The following is a 16,221-nucleotide window of genomic DNA, read 5'->3' as shown; positions in this document are numbered from 1 at the left end:
GGAGGCGTGGAGGCGAGATGGGACGCGGTGGTCAGGGGCTGGTGCGGGTGCCGGTGGTCGTACGGGCCGGAGCGGCGCCCCTGTGGTGGCTCGGGGTGGCGGCCGCGGGCATCGGCGCGCTGCCGCCCGGCCTCACCGGGCGCCGTATCGGAGTACTGGCGGGGGCGGCGCTCCTCATCGTCACCGCCGCCGCCGTCGCGTACTCCCGCATCCGGCGCTACGACGCGCTCGCCCGTGAGGCCGTGCGGGCCGGCAAGTACGACGTGCTGCAGAGCCGGTCGGTGACCGTGCGCAACTGGCGGCGCGGGCACCGGTGGTGGCTGGCCGGCGCCTTCCTCGTCGCGCTCGGCAGTGCCTTCCTGGTGCCGGCGGCGGGCGGCGCGGTGCTTGCGGGCGCGGGGGCCGGACTGTGGCTGAAGGCCGCCCGGCTCGGACGGCGCGAGCAGGACGGTGACGTGCTGCTGTGGGTACGGGTGGACTGGCTCGACCACCGCGCGGGCGCCCCCGCGGGCAAGTCCGTCAAGGGGTACCGCACAACGGGCCCAGCAGCAGGCGACGCCGCACCCGGCGGCGCCCGACGCCGCCCCGCGCTGACGACCGCCTAGCGACGCCGCCGCCCGGTCCCCCGCCGCAGGTGCCGCCAAGGGGCGCGGGGAACTGCGCGACCAGCCACAACGCCCCCGCAGCCGCATCCACCACGGCAGCCCCCTCGGCGAAGCGCCCCGTCCCGACGGTGGCGGGTCCGCGGGCCGCAGGTACCGCCAAGGGGCGCGGGGAACTGCGCGACCAGCCACAGCACCCCCGCAGCCGCACCCACCACAGCAGCCCCCTCGACGAAGCGCCCCGCCACCACGGGTCCGCGGGCCGCAGGTGCCGCCAAGGGGCGCGGGGAACTGCGCGCCCAGCCACAGCGCCCCCGCAGACACTCCACCACAGCAGGTCCCTCGGCGCCCGACGGTCGGCCGGGCGGGGCCCGGCCCCCCGGGTCACAGCTGCCGCAACGCGTCCCGCTCCGCACCCCCACCCGCCTCCGCCACGATCGCATCGAGCGTCTGCGGCTCGCGGACCACGGCGAAGCGCACCGTTCCGCCCTGCGCGGAGAACCCGTAAATGCCGGGCCTGGCCAGGCTGTTGTACGAGTAGTGGTGGGCGAAATAGTAGGCGCCGGTGTCCAGCGCGGCCACGTGATCGCCCTGTTCGAGCAGGGGCAGCGGACGGTTCTCGGCGAGCAGGTCCCCCGCGAAGCAGGCGGGGCCCGCGATGTCCTGCCCGACGGCGGGACCACTCTTGGGGCACCCCTCGGCGTCGTACGCGGCGATCCGCAGCGGCCACGACGCGGGCATGTAGACGGTCCGGGTCGCCACCTGCACGCCCGCGTGCGTCACGGCGATGGGCCTGCCGCCCGCGTGCTTGGCGTACTCGACGCGGGCGAGCACCGTCCCGTGCTTGGCGAGGAGCGAGCGGCCGAACTCGGTGACCAGGCCGTACCGCCCGTCGAGCAGTCCGGGCACGCGGGCCTTGAGGCGGCGCGCGTACTGGGCGTGGGTCGGGGTCTCCTCCTCCGAGCCGAAGTTGACCGGCAGGCCGCCGCCGATGTCGATGGTGTCGATCTGCCGCCGCCCGGCGCGGTCGTTGATCTCCTCGGCCAGTTCGTACGTGGCCGCGACGCCCCGCACCATCATCTCCAGGGGCATGCCCTGCGATCCGGAGTGCGCGTGCAGCCGGGTCAGCCACGGCCGCTCCAGGCAGGCCCGCACCACCCACTCCCTGGCGTCCTCGTCGCGCAGCGCCACCCCGAACTTGGAGGTGGCCGTCGCCGTCGACAGGGCGCTGATCGCGCCGCCGCCGATCTGCGGGTTGACGCGGATGCCGATGGGGGATTCGGTCGGCGCCGACCGGGTGAGGGCGTCGATGCGGGCCAGCTCCTGGGGGTTGTCCGCGTTCACGGCGATGCCGAGCGCGAGGGCCTCGCGCAGTTCCGCCGGGGTCTTGGCGGGCGAGTCGAGGACGGTCTCGGCGGGCGGCACCCCGGCGGCCCTGGCCAGGGTCAGCTCGCCGGGGCTCGCCACCTCGGCGCCGATCCCGGCCGAGCGCAGCAGCCGCAGGACGGGGACGAGGGGCGTGGCCTTGACCGCGAAGGCGTGCAGGACGGGGGTGCCGGGCGGGGTGACGGCCTCGAAGGCGGCGCGCAGGGCGGCGGCGCTCGCGCGGATGCCGGCGACGTCGAGCAGGCCCGCGACGGGGGCGGCGGGCCCGACGACGCCCTGCTCGACGGCGGCGCGGACGGCCTGGTCGCGGCGGGCGGCGGCGCCGGTGGGGAGGACCTGGGTCGGCTGGGTGTCGTCCCGTGTCCGCTGGTCGTCGTCCTCGTCGTGAGCCATGTGATCCAGCCAATCACCCGGGGCGCGGCCCCGCTGGCGTACTCGCGCATTCGTTCGCTATTGACTAGCCCTATTCAGAACCCCAGGATGTGAATAACAAGGTCACAGCAACGAGGTCACAGCTTCGAGGAGGCAACGCCATGTCAGGACCCCGCCCCGTACGGGCCCCGCGCGGTACGGAACTGAGTGCCCTGGGATGGCAGCAGGAAGCCGCCCTGCGGATGCTGCAGAACAACCTCGACCCCGAGGTCGCCGAGCACCCCGACAAGCTCGTCGTCTACGGCGGCACCGGCAAGGCGGCCCGTGACTGGCGCTCCTTCGACGCGATGGTGCGCACCCTGCGCACCCTCAAGCAGGACGAGACGATGCTCGTCCAGTCCGGCCGCCCGGTCGGCGTCATGCAGACCCACGAGTGGGCCCCGCGCGTCCTGATCGCCAACTCCAACCTGGTGGGCGACTGGGCGAACTGGGAGGAGTTCCGCCGCCTGGAGCAGCTCGGCCTCACCATGTACGGCCAGATGACGGCCGGTTCGTGGATCTACATCGGCACGCAGGGCATCCTCCAGGGCACGTACGAGACGTTCGCCGCCGTCGCCGCCAAGAAGTTCAACGGCACGCTCGCCGGCACCATCACCCTCACCGCGGGACTCGGCGGCATGGGCGGCGCCCAGCCGCTCGCCGTCACCATGAACGACGGCGTCGCGATCTGCATCGACTGCGACCCGCGCGCCATCGAGCGCCGCATCGAGCACAAGTACCTGGACGTGAAGGCCGACGACCTCGCCCACGCCCTCCAGCTCGCCGTCGAGGCCAGGGACGCCCGCCGCCCGCTCTCCATCGGCCTGCTCGGCAACGCCGCCGACCTGCTCCCGCAGATGCTCGCCGAGGGCGCTCCGATCGACATCGTGACGGACCAGACCTCCGCCCACGACCCCCTCTCCTACCTTCCCTCCGGCGTCGGCTTCGACGAGATGCAGTCGTACGCGGCGAAGGACCCGGCGGGCTTCACCACCCGCGCCCGCGAGTCGATGGCCCGGCACGTCGAGGCCATGGTCGGCTTCATGGACGCGGGCGCCGAGGTCTTCGACTACGGCAACTCCATCCGCGGCGAGGCCCAACTCGCCGGTTACGGCCGGGCGTTCGACTTCCCCGGCTTCGTCCCCGCGTACATCCGGCCGCTCTTCTGCGAGGGCAAGGGCCCGTTCCGCTGGGCGGCGCTCTCGGGCGAGGCCTCCGACATCCACAAGACGGACAAGGCGCTCCTCGAACTCTTCCCGGAGAACGAGTCGCTGCACCGCTGGATCAAGATGGCCGGTGACCGCGTCCACTTCCAGGGCCTGCCCGCCCGCATCTGCTGGCTCGGCTACGGCGAACGCGACAAGGCGGGCGAGCGCTTCAACGACATGGTGGCCTCCGGCGAACTCCAGGCCCCCCTCGCCATCGGCCGCGACCACCTGGACTGCGGCTCGGTGGCCTCCCCGTACCGCGAGACCGAGGCCATGCTCGACGGCTCCGACGCCATCGCCGACTGGCCGCTGCTCAACGCCATGGTCAACGTCGCCTCCGGCGCCAGCTGGGTCTCCCTGCACCACGGCGGCGGCGTCGGCATGGGCCGCTCCATCCACGCGGGCCAGGTCTCGGTCGCCGACGGCACGAAGCTCGCCGGCGAGAAGATCCGCCGCGTCCTCACCAACGACCCCGGCATGGGTGTCATCCGGCACGTCGACGCGGGATACGACATCGCCGAGTCCGTGGCGGACGACAAGGGCGTACGGGTTCCCATGCGGGAGGGTGAGGGCGCGTGACGCGCACCGGGGACGCCACCCCCGCGGCGTCCGCCCCCTCCTTCCAGGAGATGTGGCGGGACCTGGCACCCATCGGACGGGACACCGGCACCCGCGGCTACCGGCGCTACGCCTGGACGGGCGCCGACGCCGACTGCCGCGCCTGGTTCAAGGCACAGGCCGACACGCGCGGACTCCGCTACGAGCTGGACCGCAACGGCAACCAGTGGGCGTGGCTCGGCGACCCGAGCCGCGGGGACGCCGTCGTCACCGGCTCCCACCTGGACTCCGTCCCCGACGGGGGCGCCTTCGACGGCCCCCTCGGCGTCGTCTCCGCCTTCGCCGCCCTCGACGAGCTGCGCGCCCGCGGGGCGGCGCCGGTCCGGCCCGTCGGCCTGGTCAACTTCGGTGACGAGGAGGGCGCCCGCTTCGGCCTGGCCTGCGTCGGCTCCCGGCTCACCGCCGGACAGCTGACCGTCGAGGCCGCGCACAAGCTGCGCGACGGCGACGGCGTGACGCTGCCGCGGGCCATGGAGGCCGCCGGATACGACCCGTACGGCATCGGCCCAGACCCCGAACGGCTCGCCCGCATCGGCGCGTTCGTGGAGCTGCACGTCGAACAGGGCCGCGCCCTGGACCTCACCGGCGACCCCGTCGGCATCGCGTCCGCCATCTGGCCGCACGGCCGCTGGCGCTTCGACTTCCGCGGCGAGGCCAACCACGCGGGCACCACCCGGCTCGCCGACCGCCGCGACCCGATGCTGACCTACGCGGAGACGGTCCTCGCCGCCCGCCGCGAGGCCGAACTCGCGGGCGCCGTCGCCACCTTCGGCAAGATCTCCGTCGAGCCGAACGGCGTCAACGCCATCCCGTCCCTCGTCCGCGGCTGGCTGGACTCGCGGGCGGCCGACCAGGCCACCCTCGACACGGTCGTCACGGGCATCGAGAAGGCGGCCCGCGAGTACGCGGAACGGCATGGCATCGACCTGGACGTGGTCCGGGAGTCCTTCACGCCGGTCGTCGAGTTCCAGGACGCCCTCCGCGACGAGCTGGGCGCCATCCTCGGGGCCCGCACGGAGAAGAGCCTCCCCGTCCTCGGCACGGGCGCCGGACACGACGCGGGTATTTTGTCCGGCGCGATCCCCACCGCCATGCTGTTCGTACGCAACCCCACGGGCGTCTCGCACTCCCCGGCCGAGTACGCCGCCGAGGACGACTGCCTCGCCGGGGTGACGGCACTCGCCGACGTACTGGAAGGGCTGGCGTGCAGGTGACGACGGAGCGGACGGACACCTACTGGCTGGAGCACGCCTGGCTCGGCACACACGTCGAGCCGGGCGTGGCCGTGGAGGTGACCGGCGAGCGGATCACGACGGTCCGCACGGACGTCGCGGCGCCCCCGCCGGGCGCCACGGTGCTGCGCGGCCTGACCGTCCCCGGCCTCGCCAACGCCCACAGCCACGCCTTCCACCGCGCGCTGCGCGGCACCGTCCAGGTCGGCTCCGGCACGTTCTGGACCTGGCGCGAGGTCATGTACTCGGTGGCGGACCGCCTCACGCCCGAGACGTACCACGCGCTCGCCCGCGCGGTGTACGCGGAGATGGCGCTGGCCGGCATCACGACCGTGGGGGAGTTCCACTACCTCCACCACGGCCCCGGCGGCACCCCGTACGCCGACCCGAACGCGATGGGCGAGGCGCTGATCCAGGCCGCGGCCGACGCGGGCGTGCGCATCACCCTGCTCGACACGGCGTACGTCGCCTCCGGCCTGCTCGACGAGGCGCGCGGCACGCCGCCCGACCGCCACCAGCTGCGCTTCTCCGACGGCACGACGCAGCAGTGGGCGGAGCGCGTCTCGGCCCTCAAGGACCGCCCGCACGCCCGGATCGGCGCGGCGATCCACTCCGTGCGGGCGGTCCCGGCACGGCAGCTGGGCACGGTGGCCCGATGGGCGGCGGACCGCGCGGCCCCGCTCCACGTCCACCTCTCCGAACAGCCCGCCGAGAACGAGGCGTGCCTGGCCGTCCACGGCCGCACCCCGACGCGGCTCCTCGCCGACCACGGGGTGCTCGGCGCGCGCACGACCGGCGTGCACAACACCCACCTCACCGACGAGGACATCGCGCTCCTCGGCTCCACGGCGACGGGCACCTGCATGTGCCCGACGACCGAACGCGACCTGGCCGACGGCATCGGCCCCGCGGTCGCCCTCCAGCGCGCGGGCAGCCCGCTCTCGCTGGGCAGCGACAGCCACGCGGTGATCGACCTCCTCGAAGAGGCGCGGGCGATGGAGCTGAACGAACGGCTCCGCTCCCGCACGCGCGGCCACTGGACGGCGGCGGCGCTGCTGCGCGCGGCGAGCGCCGACGGCCACGCCGCGCTCGGCTGGCCGGAGGCGGGCGTACTGGAGCCCGGCGCGCTCGCCGACCTCACGACCATCGCCCTGGACTCGGTCCGCACGGCGGGCCCGGTGCCGCGCCTGGCCGCCGAGTCGGCGGTGTTCGCGGCGACGGCGGCGGATGTCCGGCACACGGTGGTGGGAGGCCGCCATGTCGTACGGGACGGGGCGCACGCGCTGGTCCCCGACGTCCCGTCGGCGCTGACGGAGGCGATCGAGGCGCTCAGAGACTGAACCGCCCCACCCGCCCCACGTGCCCGGCGGAGCCGAGGTCGTCGGGAAGGGGCGGGACCGGGGAGAGAACCGCCGGAGGCACGACGCCCGCCCCACCGACCCACAGAGGACCCCATGACCACCACCCTCATCACCAACATCGCCGGCCTCGTCACGAACGACCCCGCCCAGGGCGACGGTTCCCCCTTGGGCCTCATGACGGACGCCGCCGTCGTCCTGGACGGCGAGACCATCGCCTGGGTGGGCCCCGCCGCGAAGGCCCCCGCGGCGGACGAGGTCCACGACGCGCGGGGCCGGGCCGCCCTCCCCGGCTTCGTGGACTCCCACTCCCACCTCGTCTTCGCGGGCGACCGCACCCAGGAGTTCAACGCCCGCATGTCGGGCCGGGCGTACGAGGCGGGAGGCATCCGTACGACGGTCGCGGCGACCCGGGCCGCCACGGACGAGGCACTGGAGGCGAACCTCACCCGCTACCTCGACGAGGCGCTCCGCCAGGGCACGACGACGTTCGAGACGAAGTCGGGCTACGGCCTGAACACCAGGGACGAGTCCCGCGCCCTGCGCATCGCGGCCCGCCACACCGATGAGGTCACGTTCCTCGGCGCGCACATCGTCTCCCCGGACTACGCGGAGGACCCGGCGGCCTACGTGGAGCTGGTGACGGGCCCCATGCTGGACGCCTGCGCGCCCCACGCCCGCTGGATCGACGTGTTCTGCGAGAAGGGTGCCTTCGACGGCGACCAGGCCCGCGCGATCCTGACGGCCGGCAAGGCGAAGGGCCTGCACCCCCGCATCCACGCCAACCAGCTCTCGTACGGCCCCGGCGTCCAGCTGGCGGTGGAACTGGACGCCGCCTCCGCCGACCACTGCACGCACCTCACCGACGCCGACGTCGACGCCCTCGCCCAGGGCGACACGGTGGCGACCCTGCTGCCCGGCGCGGAGTTCTCCACCCGCGCCGAGTGGCCCGACGCCCGCCGCCTCCTGGACGCGGGCGCGACGGTCGCCCTCTCCACGGACTGCAACCCCGGCTCGTCCTTCACCTCCTCGGTCCCCTTCTGCATCGCCCTGGCGGTACGGGACATGGGCATGACCCCCGACGAGGCGGTCTGGTCGGCCACGGCGGGCGGCGCGGCGGCCCTGCGCCGCACGGACGTCGGCGTGATCCGCGAGGGCGCGCGGGCGGACCTGGCCCTCCTGGACGCCCCGAGCCACGTCCACCTGGCGTACCGCCCGGGGGTGCCGCTGGTCCGCGAGGTGTGGCAGCGCGGCAGCCGCCGGGGTTAAAGCGGATGGGTGATTGCCCGCCGGTGGCCTCTCTCGTTGAGCGATCGCAGGAGCGTTCCGCTCCGGCACGACGAGACGCGAGAAGAGGAGAACGTTGTGCGTCGAATGAGTATGGCTCTGGCCCTGGCGGTGGCCGCCGGGGGACTCGGCCTGTCGGCGGCGACCGCCCAGGCCGCACCCGCTTCCCCGCTCCAGGGCCCTCCGTTCCCCTACGCGGACTGCCTCAAGGCGACCGCGGACAAGGGTGAGAGCCCGGCACACGGCAAGTGGCACTGCGACCAGCTGGTCCGCAAGGGCTGGGTCAAGCCGCCGACCCGCTGACCACCGCACCGGGGGCCACCTTCACGGGTGGCCCCTGCCGGCCCGCCCCGGCGGTACGGCATCGTGGCCCCATGAAGACCATCGGCCTCATCGGCGGCATGAGCTGGGAGTCCAGCGCCGAGTACTACCGGCTGCTCAACGAACTCGTACGGGAGCGGCTCGGCGGGCTGCACTCCGCGCGCTGCGTGCTGTACTCCGTCGACTTCGCGGAGATCGAGCGGCTCCAGGTCGCGGGGGAGTGGGAGCGGGCGGGGCACCTGCTCGCCGACGCCGCCAAGAAGGTCGAGGCCGCCGGCGCCGACCTCGTCCTCATCTGCACCAACACCATGCACAAGGTCGCCGACGAGGTGGGGGACGCGATCTCGGTGCCGCTCCTGCACCTGGGGGACGCCACCGCCGAGGCGGTCCTGCGGGCGGGCGTGCGCCGGGTCGGGCTGCTCGGGACCGCGTTCACCATGGAGCAGGACTTCTACCGGGAGCGCCTCGGCGCCCACGGCCTCGACGTGCTCGTGCCGGACGCGGCGGGGCGCGCAGTGGTGCACCGCGTCATCTACGAGGAGTTGTGCCTCGGGGTCGTACGGGAGGAGTCGCGCGCCGCCTACCGGGAGGTGATCGCGGAGCTCGTGCGCGAGGGCGCGCAGGGCGTGATCCTCGGCTGCACGGAGATCGAGCTGCTGATCGGCCCGGCGGACAGCCCGGTGCCGGTCTTCCCGACGACCCGGCTGCACGCCGAGGCCGCGGTCCAGGCGGCGCTGGGGGCGCGGGACCGGACGTGCGGGGCGGGGTGGGTGTAGCGGCGCGGGGGAGGGGCAGGGGAACGACTGTGGGGCCCGCCTTCTTCAGAAGGCGGGCCCCACACGGCCGTTCGGGAACAGCGCGGCGGACGGGCGCCGGCTCACTCCTCGACCGTCAGTCCCTTGCGGAGCTTGACGAGGGTGCGCGAGAGCAGGCGGGAGACGTGCATCTGGGAGATGCCGAGCTCCTCGCCGATCTCGGACTGCGTCATGTTGGCGACGAAGCGCAGGGAGAGGATCTTCCGGTCGCGCGGCGGCAGTTCGGCGATCAGCGGCTTCAGCGACTCGACGTACTCGATGCCTTCGAGGCCGTGGTCCTCGTAGCCGATGCGGTCCGCGAGGGCACCCTCGGAGTCGTCCTCCTCGGGCTGCGCGTCCAGGGAGCTGGCCGTGTAGGCGTTGGACGCGGCCATCCCCTCGACGACCTCGTCCTTGGAGATGCCCAGGCGCTCGGCGAGCTCGCCCACCGTAGGGGCGCGATCGAACTGCTGGGCGAGTTCGTCGCCCGCCTTGGCGAGGTCCAGTCGGAGCTCCTGCAGGCGGCGCGGGACCCGCACCGACCAGCTGGTGTCGCGGAAGAAGCGCTTGATCTCACCGACGATCGTCGGCATCGCGAAGGTGGGGAACTCGACGCCGCGGCTGAGTTCGAAGCGGTCGATCGCCTTGATCAGGCCGATCGTGCCGACCTGGATGATGTCCTCCATCGGCTCGCTGCGGGAGCGGAACCGGGAGGCCGCGAACTTCACCAGGGCGAGGTTGAGCTCGACCAGGGTGTTGCGGACGTAAGCGTGTTCGTGGGTGCCTTCCTCGAGCGACTCGAGGCGCTCGAAGAGGGTCTTGGACAGGGCCCGCGCGTCCAGCGGCCCCACCTGGTCGTACGGCGGGATCTCGGGGAGCTCGGAGAGGTCGTGGATGTCTTCCACGGTGTCCGGGGCCGAGAGGGGGGCGTCCGCGGCGGTCGGGGCCTCGTGGGAGGGGCCCGGGAGCGCGGTCGCGGAGCGTTGCGGCGGGAGTGTCGACGTCGCCTGGTCAGTATGCGATTCGTCGAGCCGGGGTGACATGGTGTCCTCCATCGTTCTCGGCATATGGCTGCCGATGCCAATACGTGCACTGCGGTGTGCGGCGCCTCCAAAGCCGTCCGTGTCGATTGCTGTCTCTACTACCCCTACCCGCTTCCGCACTGGAGTCGCAAGTGCGTTCTGCGGTGAAATGTCCGATTCCGGGGGGATGTTCGGGTACCCCGAACGGTGGCGAGGGCGTAATGTTCAGGGGCGTCATCAACAGCCACGACGGTCGGAAGAGAGTGACGATGGACCGCGGGACGGTCGGCAGCGCGCACAGGGGCCGGCTTCTGGTCGAAGTGCGAAAGACGGGCACGAGCGCCGTGGTGACCCCGGCGGGTGAGCTGGATCACCACACCGCCGATGTACTGCGCGAGCCCCTGGAGAAGTGCCTGGAAGAGGGCTATGCGCGGCTGGTCGTGGACTGCTCGCGCCTGGAGTTCTGTGACTCGACGGGGCTCAATGTGCTCCTCGGGGCCCGGCTCAAGGCCGAGGCGGCCGGGGGTGGGGTGCATCTGGCGGGAATGCTGCCGGTGGTGGCCCGGGTCTTCGAGATCACCGGCGCGGAGGCCGTCTTCACGGTCCACGAGTCGCTCGAAGAGGCCCTCGGTGAGTGAGTCCGTGAAGGTCACACGCGAAAGTTACGCTTCAGTTGTCCCTGTGTGATCATGGCGTTACCTGCGTCTCACGGACCGTGCCGAACAAGTGGGTGTTCTCACGGTTCGTCCGGGCAGGAGAGACCTGGATCCGTCGACAACGGACTTCACGTCAACAGTCAGAACGGCAAGCAGCCGATGTTCCCTACTCGCCCAGAGTTCTCTACATCTCCAGAGTCCTCAGTCCTCTTGTCGGTGAGGTGAAGCGCTGATGAGCACCACCCGGCCTTACTCGCCGGGCGACCGCGGCCCGGAGTCCGAGGCCGCAGTCGCGGACGCTCCCGCGGACCAGGTCTCCGGAACGCCTGTGGGCCGGCAGGTCCGCAGACTGAGCCTGAACGGGGCGAGCGGCATCGTCCCGCTGGCCCGGGACTACACCCGCCAGGCGCTCCACGCGTGGGGATGGCTGCCCGCGGAGGGCGCCGACCGGCGCGCCGCCGCCGAGGACGTGCTCCTCGTCGTCTCCGAGCTGGTCACCAACGCCTGCCTGCACGCCGAGGGGCCCGACGAGCTCTGGCTCTCCTGCGACGGCAAGGTGCTGCGCATCGAGGTCTCGGACCGGGGCACGGGGCAGCCCACGCCCCGCACCCCGCACCGCGCCGGGCGGCCCGGCGGACACGGGATGTTCATCGTGCAGCGGCTCTGCCTGGACTGGGGCGTCGTCCGCAGCCCCGGTGTCACGGGCAAGAGGGTATGGGCGGAGCTGGGAGCCCCCGCCTAGGGCCGCCCCGGCTCCGGGCGGACAGGCCTTGTGCCGCCGCCGTTACCCACGGTTCGCATGCGCGCCGGATCACCACGGATCCGGCGCGTCTTTTGTCTTCCCTCGGCAAGGTCCCGGGCGTACCTTGAGCGCCCAATCTGATGTGCCGTCAGTAACACGGGCAACTCCGCACCGCGGCACGCCACGACCGGCATGAGGGGACAACGAGGTGTCGCACACGAAGAAATCGGCCGCGCTCGCGCTCGCCGCCGCCCTGGCCGGCGGCTCAGCGGTGCTGCTGGCCGCCCCCGCCGCGCAGGCCACCGTCCAGGACGTCAACTACCAGTGCAAGACGCCCATCGGGAACAAGGGCGCCGTCTCGCCGATCGACATCAAGAGCGTCAAGAGCGGCAGCGGCTACAAGCTCACCATGTCCTTCCAGAAAGGCGTCTCCTCCAGCCCTGTCGAGCTCGGCAAGGGCGCGATGAAGCCAAGTGCCGTGATCAAGGTGGGCGGGGCCGACAGCGGCACCGTACCGGTCTCCGGCGCGCCGAACTCGGCGGCGATCCCGGCCAACACCCCCATCAAGATCAGTGACTTGTCGGGGACGTACACGCCGAAGAAGAGCGGCAAGGTCACCTTCACCGCCGGGGTCCTCACCATCAAGGCGCTGGGCACGACCACCACGTGCACGCCGTCCAACAACCCCAAGCCGTCCCTCGAACTGGACGTCAAAGGCTCCGGCGGCGCGACCGGCGGCACCGGTGCGAGCGGCGGCTCCGGCACCTCGGGCACCTCGGACGGCGCCCCCTCCGGCGGCGGCGAGCTGCCGCAGACCGGCCCCGCCGACTCCGCCGTCGCGCTCGGCACCCTCGGCGGCACCGTGCTGCTCGCCGGCGCGGCCGGCACGCTCTGGCTCACCCGCAGGAACCAGGCGGCGCGCTCCCGGTAGCGCACGGGACCCGCAGCAGGATCACGCACGGAGATCACGTACGGAGATCAGGAGCCGCCGATGCCGCCGAAGCCGCCGATGACGTCCTGCGCACGCGCCGCACTGTGCGCCGCCGCCCTGGCCGTGGCGGCCGCGGCCCCCGCGCACGCGGACGGCGGCGGCACCGCGCGGTGGACCGTCGCGCCGGCGGCGGGCGGCGGCACCCGGCCGGTGAAGGACGGGCGGCCCGCCTTCTACGCGGAGGGCACGCCGGGCACGGTGCTCCAGGACACCCTGTCCCTCACCAACCCGGGACCGAAGCCCCGCACGGTCTCCCTGCGCGGCGCGGACGCCGGCAACACCGGCACCGGAGCGGTCTCCCTCACCCCTGCCAAGGGCAGGCCGAAGGAGACCGGGGCGTGGATCACCTTCGCGAAGCGGCGGGTCGAGATCCCGCCGCGCACCCGCGCCGACGTGCCCTTCACCATCACCGTCCCGGCCGGCGCGCTGCCCGGCGACCACCCCGGCGCGATCGTCGCGAGCGGTGGCGGCCGCACGGCGGGCGTACGGGTCCACCTGCGGGTCGGCGGACCGACGCTCTCGGCGCTCACCGTCGAGCGCGTCAAGGTCGACGCCGGCGCCGGACGCATCACGTACGACCTGGTCAACCGCGGCAACACCGTGCTCACCCCGCGGCTCGCCGTGCACGCCGAGGGCGTCTTCGGCGCGCTGCTCGACCGTCCGGCGCGCACGCTTTCCGTCGAGCTGCTGCCAGGCCGCCGCGTCTCCCTGACCGAGCCGTGGCGGGACGCCCCGGCGCTCGACGCCGTCGAGGTCGAGCTCACGGCCACGGGAGCCGACGGCGCCCGCGACACCGCCACCGCCTCCGCCCGCCTCGTGCCGTGGGGCGCGGTGGCGGGGGCCGCCGTGCTGCTGCTCGGCGCCGCGGCCGGAGCGGTCCATCTCGTACGCGGACGGGGGCGGCGCCCCGAGGAACCGGAGCCGGAGGCCGAACAGGACAACGGCGCGCGGGAGTTGGCCCGGGCGGGGACGGGAGAGGAACTGTGAACGCGAAGACCAGGACCGGCCCGGCGACCGGTGCCGCACTCGCCGTCATCGCCGTATTGGCCGTGCTCGGCCTCGCCCTGCTGCCCTCGGGCCCGGCGGCGGCAGCCGACGCCGGACCCACCGTGAAACTCTCCAAGACCCAGGCGGGCAAAGGGGGTTCCGTCATCGTCAAGGGCGCGGGGTGGCGGTCCGACGCCCTCCTGATGATGCTGGTCTGCGGCCGGGCGGAACCGGGCAGGGGCGTCATCGGCGGCACCAACTCCTGCGCCAACGCCGAGGGCCGTGCCGTCACCACGGACAAGGACGGCGCCTTCCGCAAGAAGCTGCCGGTGGCCGAACCGCCCGCGCCCTGCCCCTGCGTCGTCCACGTCGCCACGGTCACGGGGGAGAAGCAGCAGGTCGACACGGTCCTGAAGGTCGCGGGCCACCCCGTCAAGGCGCTGCCCGAGCAGGCCGGCGGCGGCCGGCTCTCCGTCCTGACCGACACCTCGCTCAAGGGCTCGGGCACCCTCCTGACCTGGTTCGGCGCCCCGCCGCAGCGCAAGCTGGACTTCACCGTCGGCAACGTCGGGACCGCGCCCGTCAAGGACCCGGTCTTCCGGATCGGCACCGCCCACGGCGTGTTCGCCCCGCAGTGGGAGGAGCAGCAGTGGCGCGGCACCATCGCGCCCGGCAAGAAGGCGCGGATCAGCCTGCCGGTGGAGCTCTCCGCGGGCGCGCACGGCGACTACCTCGTCTCGCTGAAGTTCGGCGGGAAGGTCCTCGCCGAACAGCCGTGGGGCGTGGGCCGCCCGTGGGGCGTGACCGTCTTCTGGGTCCTGCTCTGCGTCGTGGTGCCCGCGGCCGTCTTCCGCATCGGCATGGCGGTCGTCGACCGGCTCCGCCCGAACCGGCGCGGCACCTCCCGCCCCTCCGGGCTTTTGGCCGAACTCCTCCGGCGGCTGCCGCAGTTGAGGCTCCCGCAGGGCGCCGTGGCGGCGGACGGGAAGGCCCGCGCGCCCCGGCCCTCCCACGCGGCGCCGGCGAGGCGCACGAAACCCGCGGGGGAACCCGGCGCGGGCGGCCCCGGCTCGGCGGAGCCGACGTCCGCACTGCCCTGGTTCACCCCCGACACAGACCCCGGCGCGCCCGCGGGCCGGCTCTCCGCACCGTCCGACAACAGTCCGACGAAGGGAACCACGTGATCACGCATCGACGGAGAGCGGGCGCGGCCTCGGTCGCGCTCCTGCTGGGCGGAGCGGGCGGCCTGCTGGCCGCGGCCCCCGCGCAGGCCGCCGAAGTCGCCTACAAGACCGAGTGCATACCCCCCTCGATCTCCGGCCTGCCGCCCGTGCACGGCACGACGCAGGTGGAGATCACCGCGCCGGCCACGGCGAAGGTCGGCGACGAGGTCGACATCGTGTGGAAGACGGTGCAGGCCGCCTCCAAGAACCCGGACGTCCTCGACCTCGACAAGGACACGGTCAAGCCGACCGGCACCCTCAAGGTGGGCGGCGGCCAGACGGGGAGCCTCGCGATGGCTGGCGAGCGCACGAACCCGCCCATCAAGAAGAACAGCCCCATGATCCTCTCCGACATGAAGGGCAAGCTGAAGCTGACCGCGGCGGGCGAGGTGACGCTCACCCCGGACGCGTACAACATCAACGTCAGCAAGCCGATCTCGACCGACACGAAGTGCACGCCCGAGGAGCAGGTGAAGCCGGGCGCGACCATCAAGGTGACGGCGGGCGGCGGCAGTTCGGGCGGCACGACGGGCGGTACGACGTCCGGCACGTCCGGCGGCGGCACGTCCGGCGGCAGCACCTCCGGCGGTACGACCGGTGGCAACTCCGGTGGTACGACCGGTGGCGGCGACGGGCAGACCGACTTCCCGGGCAAGGAGGTCCTGACCCCGTACAAGTGCAAGACGCCCATCGGCGACAAGGAGGCCACCTCGCCGGTCCAGATCAACGCCAAGAAGAGCGGCGGCAGTTACGGCCTGACGGTGCAGTTCAAGAAGTCCGTGATGGACAGCCCGGCGGACATCCCCGCGAACTCCGTGAAGCCGTCGATGGCGGTCGAGCTGGGAGGCGCCGACAAGGGCACGGTGAACGTCGAGGGCCCGGCCAACAAGGACCCCATCAAATCCGGCGACCCGATGACCATCCCCGACCTGACCGGCACCTACAAGCCGGGCGCCGACGGCAGGTCGACGCTCTCGCCGGGCGTCCTTACGGTCAAGGCGCTGGGGACGACCACGACGTGCACGCCGACCAAGAGTGAGGTCTCCCTGGAGCTGACCACGTCGGCACAGCCGGGCGGCGCGTCCGGCGGCGGCTCCACGGGCGGCTCATCGGGCGGCTCCGCCACGGGTGGCTCCACGGCGACCGGGGGCGGCTCGACCTCCGGCGGCGGCCTCGCCGAGACGGGAGCCGAGTCCAACGGCGCACTGCGGGCCCTGGGCCTGGTGGCCGGCACGGTGATCCTCCTCGGCGCCGCGGTCTTCACCTTCCTCCCCCACCACCGCAAGGAAACCCACTGACACCCGAGCACACCCCCGCGCCCCTCCAGGGGCGCGGGGAACTGCGCGAGCAACCACACCAAACCCGCACGTGCCCCGCCAGCGC

At 73.3% G+C, this 16,221-nt stretch carries 15 protein-coding genes; 13 read left to right on the top strand and 2 right to left on the bottom strand.

What is annotated here, in order from left to right; translation table 11 throughout:
• The first annotated feature begins 17 nt into the window (after positions 1-17).
• The gene (locus ACZ7DY_RS25780; protein WP_471138827.1) at positions 18-605 is read left to right on the top strand and encodes a hypothetical protein; all 588 of its coding nucleotides are present in this window, start codon (positions 18-20) and stop codon (positions 603-605) included.
• Between the two features lie 381 nt (positions 606-986).
• Here ACZ7DY_RS25780 and ACZ7DY_RS25775 read toward each other — a convergent pair whose 3' ends face one another.
• Entirely contained in the window at positions 987-2,381 is a 1,395-nt protein-coding gene (locus ACZ7DY_RS25775) for a type III PLP-dependent enzyme domain-containing protein (protein ID WP_471138824.1), read from the bottom strand.
• A 140-nt stretch (positions 2,382-2,521) separates the two neighbouring features.
• On the opposite strand from ACZ7DY_RS25775, the gene hutU reads away from it, so the two are divergent.
• The 6 genes from hutU (at position 2,522) to ACZ7DY_RS25745 (ending at position 9,199) form a co-directional block, all read left to right on the top strand.
• The gene (gene hutU / locus ACZ7DY_RS25770; protein ID WP_471138823.1) at positions 2,522-4,186 is read left to right on the top strand and encodes a urocanate hydratase; all 1,665 of its coding nucleotides are present in this window, start codon (positions 2,522-2,524) and stop codon (positions 4,184-4,186) included.
• A 50-nt stretch (positions 4,187-4,236) separates the two neighbouring features.
• Positions 4,237-5,439 (top strand): allantoate amidohydrolase, encoded by a 1,203-nt coding sequence (locus ACZ7DY_RS25765; protein ID WP_471139878.1) that lies wholly within the window; start codon positions 4,237-4,239, stop codon positions 5,437-5,439.
• On the top strand, positions 5,436-6,797 hold the full coding sequence (locus ACZ7DY_RS25760) for a formimidoylglutamate deiminase (RefSeq protein WP_471139875.1): 1,362 nt from the start codon (positions 5,436-5,438) through the stop codon (positions 6,795-6,797). The genes ACZ7DY_RS25765 and ACZ7DY_RS25760 overlap by 4 nt, the downstream gene beginning before the upstream one ends.
• A gap of 114 nt (positions 6,798-6,911) precedes the next feature.
• Positions 6,912-8,084 carry an imidazolonepropionase gene (gene hutI, locus ACZ7DY_RS25755; RefSeq protein ID WP_471138820.1) on the top strand — a complete coding sequence of 391 codons (1,173 nt, stop codon included), beginning with the start codon at positions 6,912-6,914 and terminating at the stop codon, positions 8,082-8,084.
• A gap of 105 nt (positions 8,085-8,189) precedes the next feature.
• Positions 8,190-8,405, top strand: coding sequence for a hypothetical protein (locus tag ACZ7DY_RS25750; RefSeq protein WP_471138819.1), 216 nt, complete (start codon positions 8,190-8,192; stop codon positions 8,403-8,405).
• Between the two features lie 71 nt (positions 8,406-8,476).
• On the top strand, positions 8,477-9,199 hold the full coding sequence (locus ACZ7DY_RS25745; RefSeq protein WP_471138816.1) for an aspartate/glutamate racemase family protein: 723 nt from the start codon (positions 8,477-8,479) through the stop codon (positions 9,197-9,199).
• A gap of 101 nt (positions 9,200-9,300) precedes the next feature.
• Here the strand turns inward: ACZ7DY_RS25745 and ACZ7DY_RS25740 are convergent, their stop codons facing one another.
• Positions 9,301-10,272: an RNA polymerase sigma factor SigF gene (locus tag ACZ7DY_RS25740; RefSeq protein ID WP_471138813.1), complete on the bottom strand. Its 972-nt coding sequence runs from the start codon at positions 10,270-10,272 to the stop codon at positions 9,301-9,303.
• Positions 10,273-10,508: 236 nt separating this feature from the next.
• Here ACZ7DY_RS25740 and ACZ7DY_RS25735 point away from each other — a divergent pair, with 236 nt between their 5' ends.
• The 6 genes from ACZ7DY_RS25735 to ACZ7DY_RS25710 all read left to right on the top strand — a co-directional run bounded on the left by ACZ7DY_RS25735 (position 10,509) and on the right by ACZ7DY_RS25710 (position 16,136).
• Positions 10,509-10,877: an STAS domain-containing protein gene (locus tag ACZ7DY_RS25735; RefSeq protein ID WP_471138810.1), complete on the top strand. Its 369-nt coding sequence runs from the start codon at positions 10,509-10,511 to the stop codon at positions 10,875-10,877.
• A gap of 250 nt (positions 10,878-11,127) precedes the next feature.
• Positions 11,128-11,637: an ATP-binding protein gene (locus tag ACZ7DY_RS25730; protein WP_471138807.1), complete on the top strand. Its 510-nt coding sequence runs from the start codon at positions 11,128-11,130 to the stop codon at positions 11,635-11,637.
• A gap of 208 nt (positions 11,638-11,845) precedes the next feature.
• Positions 11,846-12,568 (top strand): LPXTG cell wall anchor domain-containing protein, encoded by a 723-nt coding sequence (locus ACZ7DY_RS25725; RefSeq protein ID WP_471138805.1) that lies wholly within the window; start codon positions 11,846-11,848, stop codon positions 12,566-12,568.
• A gap of 60 nt (positions 12,569-12,628) precedes the next feature.
• A complete protein-coding gene (locus tag ACZ7DY_RS25720; RefSeq protein WP_471138802.1) occupies positions 12,629-13,615 on the top strand; it encodes a COG1470 family protein in 987 nt (328 codons plus the stop codon).
• Entirely contained in the window at positions 13,612-14,799 is a 1,188-nt protein-coding gene (locus ACZ7DY_RS25715; RefSeq protein WP_471138800.1) for a hypothetical protein, read from the top strand. Before ACZ7DY_RS25720 ends, ACZ7DY_RS25715 begins: the two co-directional genes overlap by 4 nt.
• Positions 14,799-16,136, top strand: coding sequence for a hypothetical protein (locus ACZ7DY_RS25710; protein ID WP_471139873.1), 1,338 nt, complete (start codon positions 14,799-14,801; stop codon positions 16,134-16,136). The genes ACZ7DY_RS25715 and ACZ7DY_RS25710 overlap by 1 nt, the downstream gene beginning before the upstream one ends.
• Positions 16,137-16,221: the final 85 nt, after the last annotated feature.

It is taken from the genome of Streptomyces sp. NPDC037013, from assembly GCF_055607265.1.
The sequence above is the reverse complement of the archived record's forward strand: the minus strand, read 5'-3'. Positions and strand labels throughout refer to the sequence as shown.

What these genes read in the sequence shown, in the direction of transcription:
- ACZ7DY_RS25780 (WP_471138827.1), top strand. Translation starts at nt 18, where the DNA reads ATGGGACGCGGTGGTCAGGGGCTGGTGCGGGTGCCGGTGGTCGTACGG.
- ACZ7DY_RS25775 (WP_471138824.1), bottom strand. Translation starts at nt 2,381, where the DNA reads ATGGCTCACGACGAGGACGACGACCAGCGGACACGGGACGACACCCAG.
- hutU (WP_471138823.1), top strand. Translation starts at nt 2,522, where the DNA reads ATGTCAGGACCCCGCCCCGTACGGGCCCCGCGCGGTACGGAACTGAGT.
- ACZ7DY_RS25765 (WP_471139878.1), top strand. Translation starts at nt 4,237, where the DNA reads ATGTGGCGGGACCTGGCACCCATCGGACGGGACACCGGCACCCGCGGC.
- hutI (WP_471138820.1), top strand. Translation starts at nt 6,912, where the DNA reads ATGACCACCACCCTCATCACCAACATCGCCGGCCTCGTCACGAACGAC.
- ACZ7DY_RS25750 (WP_471138819.1), top strand. Translation starts at nt 8,190, where the DNA reads ATGAGTATGGCTCTGGCCCTGGCGGTGGCCGCCGGGGGACTCGGCCTG.
- ACZ7DY_RS25745 (WP_471138816.1), top strand. Translation starts at nt 8,477, where the DNA reads ATGAAGACCATCGGCCTCATCGGCGGCATGAGCTGGGAGTCCAGCGCC.
- ACZ7DY_RS25740 (WP_471138813.1), bottom strand. Translation starts at nt 10,272, where the DNA reads ATGGAGGACACCATGTCACCCCGGCTCGACGAATCGCATACTGACCAG.
- ACZ7DY_RS25735 (WP_471138810.1), top strand. Translation starts at nt 10,509, where the DNA reads ATGGACCGCGGGACGGTCGGCAGCGCGCACAGGGGCCGGCTTCTGGTC.
- ACZ7DY_RS25730 (WP_471138807.1), top strand. Translation starts at nt 11,128, where the DNA reads ATGAGCACCACCCGGCCTTACTCGCCGGGCGACCGCGGCCCGGAGTCC.
- ACZ7DY_RS25720 (WP_471138802.1), top strand. Translation starts at nt 12,629, where the DNA reads ATGCCGCCGAAGCCGCCGATGACGTCCTGCGCACGCGCCGCACTGTGC.